We start from the raw sequence: 10,652 nt of genomic DNA, 5'->3' as shown, positions 1-10,652 counted from the left end.
ACGGTTGGACGTCTATAAGACAAGAAAACGAGAATAAGAAACAAAGAGCTAACAACACAAACTTAATAGCTAAAAACACTATCAAAACAGCTCATAGGGAAGTTTTAAGACAGGAACCAAAAGATTTACAACAATACATTCGATTAATGCTTGAAAAAGATATTGAGGTTAAACCAACTATTAATAAACAGGGGAATATTCAAGGATATCGCTTTATTCATTTACCAACTAATACAAACCTAAAAGCAAGTGAAGTTGACCGAAATATGAAGTTGAATGATTTATTTAAAAATACAGCAAGCACAGAGTCAAAGAATGAAGTAGAAAAACTATTAACTAAGCAAGAAGCAATCGAACCACAAATGCAGAATTGGAAAACAGATGTGTCTGTTTTATTTAGTTTGTTATCTGCTTTTCAACTTAGTGGTAACGATGAAGATGATGAACAAAAAAAACGTAAACGAAGAGCACTAAAAAGATAAACAATGGCAAAGAACCAACCTAAACTCACTGATATGACAGAACTATTACTTCAGCAAGTCATACAATTAGAACACACGATAAAACAAAGTAAAAAAACTCATTTAGATACCATCAAAGAATTAAGTAACATCAAAGTAACAGTAAATGTTGCTGAACTTCGACAGATAGAAAAAGAACAAAGACAACGCTTACAGAATGACTTCGATCAATTTCATCGAGAGATAACAAAAAATAATGAGGAGCTTTTGAAGGTTCACAAGGCTGTTAGCTCAAAGAGGTTATTCTACTTGATTGTATTGAACATCTTTTTACTTTTAACAACAGGTTTTTCAATGTATTTAGCTGTTAAGAATACTATTGAGAAATCGGAGTATGAGCGTTTAGAAAAAGAAAAGGGGCAATTAATAAATCAATTAGAAAATGTAAATCAGTTTTTTAACAAAAATCCAAGGACAGCTAAATCTTTCAAAGAGTGGAGTCAAAAGCAATAATTGAAAAGTGTTTATCAAAGTTATTTCCGTAAAATTTTTAGAGCTTTGAAGGCTCAAAATTTTATGGAATAACTTTGTTGGAATAGGTTCACAATATTTTAAAAGATTTACTAACGTTTTGGGTATTGCCGAAGGCGGGGAAATCGAAGCACAAAAGCTGAAATTTGCACCGCAGTTAGCAAAACCATTTTTTTGTTTGCTAATTTACATTTTTCAAAGCAAATAAAAATGGTTTTTGCGGCATAGATGTACAAATGTTGAAGTTTAAACTTTCAGCCCCGCTTTTGGCAATACTATGTTAGCTGCTGGGCTTAATTTTGCTAAAAGTAACTTGTTTTTTGAAATAATATTTTGTACTTTTGTAGCATCACTTCCAAAAAAGTATACAACACATGGCAAAGCCTTGGACTAAATAATTAGGGTTATTCACTTCAAAACCCACTTTTATGGTATAGTACACTATGTATTATACTACAATTATTTTGTTGTATAATTTAATCAATTTTTTATGGAAAACCGTAAATGGTTTAAAACCTATATGTTTATATGGGCTGGGCAGTTTGCATCAATGCTTACAAGTTACGCTGTTCAGTTTGCTATCGTTATATGGCTTAGTCTGGAGTATAAGTCAGCCGAAGTGTTAGCCTACGCAGGAATAGCAGCAATGTTACCTCAAGCATTGATAGGTTTAATTGCAGGAGTATATGTTGACCGTCTCAATCGTAAATATGTAATGATTTTTTCGGATGCTTTTATTGCTGCCTGTGCTCTTGTGTTACTTGTCATTCTACAAAATAAAAATGCTAATCTAATATGGATTTATGTGCTACTCGGATTGCGTTCTATTGGCAATGCTTTTCATACTCCAGCACTACAGGCTATAGCTCCATTGATTGTACCCCAAAGTGAATTGATAAAGGTAGCAGGAATTAATCAAATTCTGCATTCAGTTTGTAGTATTGGCGGACCTGCCATTGGAACATTGGCCATTGCCTATCTTCCCATTTCAAAGGTATTGTATTTGGATTTAATTGGGGCATTGCTGGCTATTCTTTCGCTCGTAATGGTGAAAATTCCCGATTTAGTGACGAAATCAAAATCGTCTATCCATTCAATAACTACTGATTTTTTGGAAGGATTTCAAACTATATCAAAGAACAAAGGATTACGTTATCTCTTTCTTTATGCAATGGCAATAACCTTCATTATAATGCCTGCTGCCATTATGTTTCCGTTGCTTACAACAGGACATTATGCAGGTGGAAAATGGGAAATGGGAGTTGTAGAAGTGGTTTGGGGTGGAGGTATGCTTATTGGTGGAGCTATCTTGAGTACTTTCAAATTGAAAGGCTCAAAAGTGGTAGCTGTCAATGTAATGTATGTATTATTAGGACTTACATTTATTTTGAGTGGAGCATTGCCTGCAAGTTGGTTTGTAGGATTTGTATTGACAACTGCCATTGGAGGTATCAGTCTGTCCGTTTTCAATGGCTGTTTTACAGCAATTGTACAAACAGAGGTAAGCCCTGACAAATTAGGGAGAGTATTTTCCCTTTATTATAGTCTGGCAGTGTTGCCAAGTGTAATCGGTTTATTATTCACAGGTCTGATTGCAGAAGTTATTGGTGTAAACATTTCGTTTATTATAAGCGGTTGTTTGGCAATCCTTGTGGGCATTCTTTCGTTTGGCACTCGCAACTTAATGCAATTAGATAAAATCAAAAATGTTTAAAAAATGAAAAATAAAGATATTCAAAAATTGGCGGAAAGAAATGGTTTATTTCTTTCTGATAAAATGAGTTTTAATGAGATGGGAATTGACTTTAAGGTTGGTTTCGCTACAGATAAGGATGGCACAAAATGGTTGTTGCGTATTCCAAGAAGAGCAGGCTTGGGCAAACAGATTACGAATGAATTACGCATTCTTCAATTAGTGTCGAAATACCTTTCGGTACAAGTTCCCGACTGGCGTATAGCTAATGAAGAACTTATAGCCTATCCTTTGCTGGATGGAAAGCCTGCTCTAATTTATGATGCTGAGACTTATGAAGTAACTTGGAATATGTCTAAAGACAGTGAACTTTACATTCCAACATTGGCAAAGGTACTTATAGAACTTCACTCCATTTCAAAGCAAGAGGTTCTTCGTAACGAATTAAAAGTGTTAACACCGGAACAGGTTAGAAATGAGATTTCGGAAAGATTGTTTTTGGTGAAATCTGAATTAGGTATAAGTGCCGAATTAGAAAATCGATACCAAAAATGGATAGATAGCGATGTGTTATGGCCGAATTTTACAAAATTCATTCACGGTGATTTGTACGCTGGTCATACGCTTACTCACCGCAACGGAGAAGTGTGCGGAATTATTGACTGGTCAACAGCACAAGTCAGTGATATAGCACAAGATTTTTCGGGACACGTTACTGTTTTTGGTGAAGAAAGTCTCAAGGCGTTAATTTCGGAGTACGCAAAACAAGGTGGAGTAGTATGGGATAAGCTATTTGAGCAAGCAATTGAACGGGCTGCCGCTGCACCGTTAGCTTATGGGTATTTTGCTTTAGAAACGCAGGATGAAATTCATCTTAATGCAGCAAAATTGCAGTTGGGCGTTGAATAGAAAATTTGTTTATGTTTTTAGTAGGGGCTGACACCTCATTGGGTCAGTCCTTACTATTTGAAAGGGAGTTGTCTATTGGCGGTACTGTAGCCTTGCAGCTAACGTCCGGAGCATTGGCGAAGTGGCGGAAAATCGAAGCGAAAAGTTTCGATTTAGCCGTGAACGTAGCCAATGCTTTTTTGTCAGTGGCTAAATTACAAATAAAAAGCCAATGCAAAAAGCATTGGCGGCATACGAAGACGGAACGTTCAATTTACCGTGAACCTCGCCATTTCGCCAATGCTATGTTAGTGGCTGTGGCTATTTGTTGTATGTTGTCAGGGAAATTAAAAATAGAGAAAGATTTTACATTACAATATCACACGATTAGGGACACAAAAAAATAGCCCTGCAATAATTTCTATTACAGGGCTTTGAATTATTTTTAACGAAATTATGCTGATAAAAATTCGTCCGTGTTTTTGATTTCGGCATAGAAAAATTCCAATGCGGATAAAAATGCGTTGTGTACATCGGTAGATTTTACGCTACTTCCTTTGATTTCCAAATCTCTTGATGCACAAGCATCTCCGATTACAGTACATTTGTATTCAAAATCAAATGCGGCTCTTGTGGTGGCATCTACGCACATATGTGTCATCATTCCTGTAATAACGACTTCGGTTACTTCGTTTTCTTTCAGATATTCCAAAAGTCCTGTTCCTCTGAAACTGTTCGGAAAGTATTTGCGGAATACTTTTTCTCCGTCAAGTGGTTTTACGTTTTCGTGTATGTCGAAACCTTTTGTTCCTTCCACGAAAATCGGCATAACTTCGGGATTGGCTGAAACGTGTTGAATGTGTGCGATTGGCAAATTATTTTCCCTAAAATAATTCAACACTTTACGGGCATTTAGACTTGCTTCTACTGGATTTACCAACTCAATAGCTCCGCCTTCAAAATAATCGTTTTGAATATCGATAATGATTAATGCTTTCTTGCTCATAATTTTTATATTTTAAATTATGGAGCAAAATTACTTTGCTTCTAAAAATCAGAAGCTACCAAAATATTAGGAATGGATACCATTTTGATAATCTGCTAAAAATTCAGTAGTGGTCATTCCTGTTTGGTTCTTGAAAAAACGCATTAAATGGTTCGGTTCAGAGAAATTAAGTTCATAGGCAATTTCTGCAACAGTTAATTCCGAATGGATAAGGTAATCTTTTATTTCTATCAACAATCGTTGCTTTAACATATAGGTTGCCGTAACATTGAAATATTCTTTTACCGCTTTGTTTAAAGATATTCTACTGACATTCAATATCTCTGTATAATCGTTGATACGTTGTTTTTCCTTGATGTGGATTTCGGTTAGTTTTTTGAATTGAAAAGCATAATTGTTTCCGTTTTTTTCCAAAGGCAACTGATGTTTTTCGGCATATTCTCTGTTTAATTTTTGCAACAGATAATAGATTAAAGAACGGATAATATGCACACTATCTGCTTTGGTTTTAAGCAGTTCGGTTTTCATTTCGGACAATAGAACACAATAAAACGTTGTGATGTCCTGTTGCACTTGCATACACAAAGGATACTCCAACTGATAGAAGTACAACAGGCGGTATGTAAACAATTTATCAGAAAAAAAGTCATTTAAAAAATCTTCTTGAAATGCCAAAACCGTAAAATCTAAATTATCGGGGTTGAGTTGCCATTGTCGTTTTTGAAATGCCGAAATAAAAACAATGCTGTTATCTTCAATAACTTTTTTTTGATGATTTAGAATGATATGTCCATTGCCTTTTTTGAAAAAAACAATTTCAAAAAAATCGGTGTTGTAAACTTCCCCTTTTAGATAACTATCCCTGACTTCTGTCGATGGTAAAACATTCAGAAGAAAATCAACTCCACATTCGGTCTTATGAAATTTTAGTGTTTTCAAAAATTTGATTATTCATTTTGATTAAGATTACAAAATTATGAAAAAAACTCAGGTCTGCTTCTCTTTTTCTGACGTTGAATTTTAGCGGTATGATGTCCTGCCATTGCCACTAACGGTTCTCAGCTATACGCAGGCAGGGATTTTAACCACTGAACTTCCTACGAAGAACTGAACTTCAAATTTACCACTTTCCTGTCTTACGAAGCACGAACCCCCTGCTTGCGTATAGGTGATGTTATGCGGTCGGCTTTCATTTTCTCTTCTTTCTCGTTAATTTGTCAAGCAAAGTTACTAAATTTGCAGTAATGACAAAAAAGAAATTGCCCGTTCGTTTTACGGGTCAGCACTTTACTATTGATAAAGTGCTAATAAAAGATGCAATAAGACAAGCAAATATAAGTAATCAGGATACGGTTTTAGATATTGGGGCAGGCAAGGGGTTTTTTACTGTTCATTTATTAAAAATCGCCAACAATGTTGTTGCTATTGAAAACGACACAGCTTTGGTTGAACATTTACGAAAATTATTTTCTGATGCCCGAAATGTTCAAGTTGTCGGTTGTGATTTTAGGAATTTTGCAGTTCCGAAATTTCCTTTCAAAGTGGTGTCAAATATTCCTTATGGCATTACTTCCGATATTTTCAAAATCCTGATGTTTGAGAGTCTTGGAAATTTTCTGGGAGGTTCCATTATCCTTCAGTTAGAACCTACACAAAAGTTATTTTCGAGGAAGCTTTACAATCCATATACCGTTTTCTATCATACTTTTTTTGATTTGAAACTTGTCTATGAGGTAGGTCCTGAAAGTTTCTTGCCACCGCCAACTGTCAAATCAGCCCTGTTAAACATTAAAAGAAAACACTTATTTTTTGATTTTAAGTTTAAAGCCAAATACTTAGCATTTATTTCCTGTCTGTTAGAGAAACCTGATTTATCTGTAAAAACAGCTTTAAAGTCGATTTTCAGGAAAAGTCAGGTCAGGTCAATTTCGGAAAAATTCGGTTTAAACCTTAATGCTCAAATTGTTTGTTTGTCTCCAAGTCAATGGGTAAACTGTTTTTTGGAAATGCTGGAAGTTGTCCCTGAAAAATTTCATCCTTCGTAGTTCAAAGTCGGGTGGTTGTCAAGATGATTTTTTTGGTTTGGTGTCGTCTTTTAAGCTGCCGCATAACGGGAAACGCATTGGCGAAGTGGCGGATAAATTGAACCGAAAGTTCAATTTAGCAGTGACGTAGCCGATGTGTTTCCACAGAAGCTAAATTATTAAAAAAAAGCTGAATGTGGGACACATTCGGCGGAATAAAAAGCACAAAAGTTGAATTTTGAACTTAACCCGCCATTTTGCCAATGCGATGTTGAACTGAACAAGGGAAATGAGCGGTATCCTGCCAGACAGGATACCGACATTCACGAGGTTTCGATGGTTAGTGCGCCGCATCGGAGCGGGCCTGCTACCAGTCGTCGGTTAGACGACTGGCGACTTCTCGGTGGCAGCCCCACGGAGCCGAAGGAGCACCAGCCCCAACGAAACCAGTACCGCCATCGCCGTGGCGTAACAGATCACGGGCCACGCTGTGTCACCGTTTAAAAGTGCCACCGCCAATGTCCCGACAATGCTGACTATCAGGCTTTGAACGCAGAAGTAGAACGCGACCGCTGATCCCGCGATGTCGTCGAACTCTGCCAAAGCGCCGTTCGCGGTAACGGACACCGTGAAGACAATACCGACCGCGACAACCCACATCGGTAGGATGAAGGTGAGGAATGACGGCGAGCCGTAAAGTTCGCCGATCCCCAACAGGACCGCTCCGCAAACAAGCAACGCCATCCCACGCGCCACGCATCCTGCGATGCCCCATCTGGCGACAAAGGACTTCGCGAAACGGGTTGTCACGATCATTACAAGCGCGACAGTGGCGAAGGCAAAGCTGAATCCGATCTCGGAATATTCCGCTTGGCCTATGAGCACACGGGGAGCCGTCGAGAAGAAGACGAAGTAGGTGCCCATACCGGCGCTAAAGCCGACAGTGTAAACCCAAAAAGCCGGACTCGCGAAGATCGGCAAGACAGATCGGCGCGTCTTGACTTGATCCAGAGGGCGGGTTTCGTGCCACCTGAAACCCGCATTTAGGAGTGCGAGCATCGCCAGTATAGCCAAAGTAATGAATATCGCCTGCCATCCCAAGAACTCGCCGATCAATACTCCGGCGATAGGGCCGAGCGCAGGCACGAACGCCAGCATCGAACTGAAAAGGCCGTAGATGACGACACCCTCAGGACGGTTGGCATAAACGTCGCGAACCGTCGCGAACGTCGCCACCAGCATGGCCGACGCGCCCACTGCTTGAAGTAGACGGAAAGCGACAAAGGCCGGTGCAGTTGAAGACCAAGCTGCTCCCAGAGACGCAATGACGAAAGCCGTTGCGCCCGCAAGTAGAATTGGCCGTCGCCCGATTCTGTCTGAGAGCGGACCAAAAATCACCTGGCCCACGCCGAGCATCACCATATAGAGGCTCAACGTGAGTTGGATCATAGCGGGCGTCGTGTTCAGGATGCCGGGCATCGCTGGAACGACAGGGAGATAAATATCCATCGCCAGTGAAGCGAGGATGTCGAAAGGAGCCATCAGCAGCAGTGCTGCCGGCAGCGTATAGGCCCACGCGGGGCGTTGTTTTTGTTTATCAGTCATTTATGTGTTTTTCTATTCCATCAATAATTGATTTCCAATCATCAACGTGTAATTCGTGTCCTGTACCTTCAAGGGTGATTAGATTTGAACCTTTTATTTTTTCTAGTAAAAAACCTGCATTCTTATAATGCCAAATTTTGTCGTCTGTTCCGTGGATAATTAAGGTGGGTTGTTTGATTTCGTTTAATCTGTTCCAATATTCTTCACCACCACCACCTTGCGATGCAGCGTGATTGAACATACTTATATAATTGTTGGCTCTATTGAACTCAGCTCTTATCAGTTTTTCACTTCTTTGTTTGTCAAATTGTTTCTTGCCACTCATTAATTCTGCACCCTGAATTAAATAGTTTACCACACTGTCTTCATTTGTCCAATTGACTGTACCTGCTTTACTATGGAAATCTAAAATACTCGTGTCCATTTCAGGTATAGTTGGGTCTGAGTCTCCCCAAGGGCCTGATGACATAAGAGTTAAGGAGTTAACTCTGTCGGCAAACTTTATTGATGCTATTTGAGAAATTAGTCCGCCCAAAGAAATCCCCACAAAATGTGCTTTGTCAATCTTGTAGCCATCCAATATTGAAATAGCGTCATTAGTTAAGTCAACAATATCGTATGGAGTAGAACCTGGTTCATAATTAGTGGATTTTCCTACATCTCTGTTGTCGTAACGAATAACAAAAAATCCTTTTTCAGATAATTGTTGGCAAAATTCAGTGTCCCAATACAGCATTGATACGGTTGCACCTGCTACCAAAAGGATTGCTGGATTTTTCTTATTTCCAAAACTTTCCGTACAGAGTTCAATGCCGTTTGTTTTAATTATTTTCTCTTTCATTTCTGTTTTCCTTTGTTTGCAACTGATTATTATCAGTCCTAAAATTAATATCCAAAGTAGTTTTTTTTTCATTTATCAATGTTTAACTGTTATGCTGGTATCTTTCACAATGCCCGCTAACGTTTGGCAAATTGGCGATGGAGCCGACTTTTAGCACAAATGTTGAATAGAATTACTAATCTTCAACATTGCACAAAAGTTCAATAGAAGTACTTCACCGGCTCTATTGCCAATTTGTTTGTTATGTGCCGTTTTATTCCATTTTATACATTTAACAATTGCTGAAACGTAAAGTCGGGTTTAAACATTTCAATTTCGTTTTGAGTTGATTCTTCTTGTGCTTCTTTGCCATAGATAAACATTTGCTGTTCATAATTTTTAACAGCCTCTTCAATGCTATTAAATTTTCCATCGGCTAGATTATCAGACAATATCAAGGCATCCACCAACCCACTATTTACTCCCTGCCCTGCAAAAGGCGGCATCAAATGTGCGGCATCCCCAATCATTGTTATGGGTAATGGGCGCTTGCTTTTCCAAGGCTTTTCTAAAGGAAATATCCGTGTAGCCAATCCTACAAATGACAACGTCGTATGAATCAATTCTTTGTAGCGTTCGTCCCAATCGGAAAATTCTTTCAGAAGAAAATCAACGACACTATTTCTGTTTTGAAAATCTACCTGCGTTTGGTTTTTCCATTCATCAGGTGTTTTAAAACTTATTCCAAAATGCAATGCACCATTATTATTGGGGTTAGCAAATAATAAATTACCTTGGTGAGATGCCATTAGCCGGTTTCCATTGCATAGCTGAAAAAATCCAGGACAGTTTATCTCTGGTTGATGAATATCGGCTTGTATATTGAAAGTACCTGTTTCTTCAACTTCCGTGTCGGTAACAAATTTTCTTACCTTGGACATCCCGCCATTGGCAAGAATAACCAAATCTGCTGTTTCACTCGGTTTATTCTCAAAAGTTAGTGTCCACTTCTTCTTACCAGGTTCAAGCATAACAAGTTTTCTATCCCAAATAACCGTGTCGTTTTCTAAACTATTCAACAAGATAGCCCTTAAGTCATTTCTGTTTATTTCAGGATTGTCAAATCGATTTTCGGGCTTTACATTTTTTGTGGATAAAATATTGCCTTTTTCATCAGCAATATTTACACCCATTGGTAAGGCTAAGTCATAATAAGTTTGTAACAATCCCGCTTTTTTCATTGCTTCCTGACCTGAACCTTTGTGTAGGTCAAGGGTTCCACCAAAAATTCTTGCCTCTCGGTCGTTGTCTCTTTCGTAAACTGAAACGTCTATGCCGTTTTGCTGTAATAATTTTGCCATAGTCAGTCCAACGGGTCCACCACCAATTATTGCAACGTTCTTATCACTAAGTAAATTCATTTGTTTGTCTGTATCTATTCGCATTGTCATTCAAAAATGGCACATAACATTGTTTTTTCACGAAACTGATCTAGCTTTTGTTTCGTAAAAAATCACCTACATCTGCATTTCGTAAAATTAGAAGCAAATATAATTATTTTTTTGTAAATTAGATACTTAGTAAGTTGTTTTTTGTGGATAGCGAAACAAAATAGGTTCAATTA

General features: G+C 38.2%; 10 protein-coding genes and 1 pseudogene. 6 read left to right on the top strand and 5 right to left on the bottom strand.

Annotated elements, in window-relative coordinates; all coding sequences use genetic code 11:
- The 5 genes and pseudogenes from ACPDG9_RS15400 to ACPDG9_RS15380 form a co-directional block, all read left to right on the top strand.
- A pseudogene (locus ACPDG9_RS15400) lies at positions 1 to 482 on the top strand (relaxase/mobilization nuclease domain-containing protein); the annotation flags it as partial.
- A gap of 33 nt (positions 483 to 515) precedes the next feature.
- Positions 516 to 974, top strand: coding sequence for a hypothetical protein (locus ACPDG9_RS15395; RefSeq protein WP_220485350.1), 459 nt, complete (start codon positions 516 to 518; stop codon positions 972 to 974).
- Between the two features lie 508 nt (positions 975 to 1,482).
- Positions 1,483 to 2,706 (top strand): MFS transporter, encoded by a 1,224-nt coding sequence (locus ACPDG9_RS15390; protein WP_286402590.1) that lies wholly within the window; start codon positions 1,483 to 1,485, stop codon positions 2,704 to 2,706.
- Between the two features lie 3 nt (positions 2,707 to 2,709).
- Positions 2,710 to 3,594, top strand: coding sequence for an Mph(E)/Mph(G) family macrolide 2'-phosphotransferase (mph, locus tag ACPDG9_RS15385; protein WP_286402593.1), 885 nt, complete (start codon positions 2,710 to 2,712; stop codon positions 3,592 to 3,594).
- Between the two features lie 11 nt (positions 3,595 to 3,605).
- Positions 3,606 to 3,980 (top strand): hypothetical protein, encoded by a 375-nt coding sequence (locus ACPDG9_RS15380; protein ID WP_286402595.1) that lies wholly within the window; start codon positions 3,606 to 3,608, stop codon positions 3,978 to 3,980.
- 47 nt (positions 3,981 to 4,027) lie between these two features.
- On the opposite strand, the gene ACPDG9_RS15375 is transcribed toward ACPDG9_RS15380, so the two are convergent.
- Together ACPDG9_RS15375 and ACPDG9_RS15370 are read right to left on the bottom strand one after the other, a co-directional pair.
- Complete coding sequence (locus ACPDG9_RS15375) at positions 4,028 to 4,579, bottom strand: cysteine hydrolase family protein (RefSeq protein WP_286386491.1); 552 nt, start codon at positions 4,577 to 4,579, stop codon at positions 4,028 to 4,030.
- Between the two features lie 66 nt (positions 4,580 to 4,645).
- Entirely contained in the window at positions 4,646 to 5,518 is an 873-nt protein-coding gene (locus ACPDG9_RS15370; RefSeq protein ID WP_181816297.1) for a helix-turn-helix domain-containing protein, read from the bottom strand.
- Between the two features lie 305 nt (positions 5,519 to 5,823).
- On the opposite strand from ACPDG9_RS15370, the gene erm(F) reads away from it, so the two are divergent.
- Positions 5,824 to 6,624 carry a 23S rRNA (adenine(2058)-N(6))-methyltransferase Erm(F) gene (gene erm(F) / locus ACPDG9_RS15365; RefSeq protein WP_182650836.1) on the top strand — a complete coding sequence of 267 codons (801 nt, stop codon included), beginning with the start codon at positions 5,824 to 5,826 and terminating at the stop codon, positions 6,622 to 6,624.
- Positions 6,625 to 6,984: 360 nt separating this feature from the next.
- Here the strand turns inward: erm(F) and floR are convergent, their stop codons facing one another.
- The 3 genes from floR to ACPDG9_RS15350 form a co-directional block, all read right to left on the bottom strand.
- Positions 6,985 to 8,208 (bottom strand): chloramphenicol/florfenicol efflux MFS transporter FloR, encoded by a 1,224-nt coding sequence (gene floR, locus ACPDG9_RS15360; protein ID WP_014053560.1) that lies wholly within the window; start codon positions 8,206 to 8,208, stop codon positions 6,985 to 6,987.
- Entirely contained in the window at positions 8,201 to 9,121 is a 921-nt protein-coding gene (estT, locus tag ACPDG9_RS15355) for a macrolide hydrolase EstT (RefSeq protein WP_046701559.1), read from the bottom strand. Before estT ends, floR begins: the two co-directional genes overlap by 8 nt.
- Before the next feature lie 191 nt (positions 9,122 to 9,312).
- Positions 9,313 to 10,479 carry a tetracycline-inactivating monooxygenase Tet(X2) gene (locus tag ACPDG9_RS15350; RefSeq protein WP_008651082.1) on the bottom strand — a complete coding sequence of 389 codons (1,167 nt, stop codon included), beginning with the start codon at positions 10,477 to 10,479 and terminating at the stop codon, positions 9,313 to 9,315.
- Positions 10,480 to 10,652 lie beyond the last annotated feature (173 nt).

Origin of the sequence: Myroides sp. C6-3 (genome assembly GCF_050522425.1) — a bacterium.
GTDB lineage: Bacteria > Bacteroidota > Bacteroidia > Flavobacteriales > Flavobacteriaceae > Flavobacterium.
The sequence above is the reverse complement of the archived record's forward strand: the minus strand, read 5'-3'. Positions and strand labels throughout refer to the sequence as shown.

What these genes read in the sequence shown, in the direction of transcription:
- ACPDG9_RS15375 (WP_286386491.1), bottom strand. Translation starts at nt 4,579, where the DNA reads ATGAGCAAGAAAGCATTAATCATTATCGATATTCAAAACGATTATTTT.
- mph (WP_286402593.1), top strand. Translation starts at nt 2,710, where the DNA reads ATGAAAAATAAAGATATTCAAAAATTGGCGGAAAGAAATGGTTTATTT.
- ACPDG9_RS15395 (WP_220485350.1), top strand. Translation starts at nt 516, where the DNA reads ATGACAGAACTATTACTTCAGCAAGTCATACAATTAGAACACACGATA.
- estT (WP_046701559.1), bottom strand. Translation starts at nt 9,121, where the DNA reads ATGAAAAAAAAACTACTTTGGATATTAATTTTAGGACTGATAATAATC.
- floR (WP_014053560.1), bottom strand. Translation starts at nt 8,208, where the DNA reads ATGACTGATAAACAAAAACAACGCCCCGCGTGGGCCTATACGCTGCCG.
- ACPDG9_RS15350 (WP_008651082.1), bottom strand. Translation starts at nt 10,479, where the DNA reads ATGACAATGCGAATAGATACAGACAAACAAATGAATTTACTTAGTGAT.
- ACPDG9_RS15390 (WP_286402590.1), top strand. Translation starts at nt 1,483, where the DNA reads ATGGAAAACCGTAAATGGTTTAAAACCTATATGTTTATATGGGCTGGG.
- ACPDG9_RS15380 (WP_286402595.1), top strand. Translation starts at nt 3,606, where the DNA reads ATGTTTTTAGTAGGGGCTGACACCTCATTGGGTCAGTCCTTACTATTT.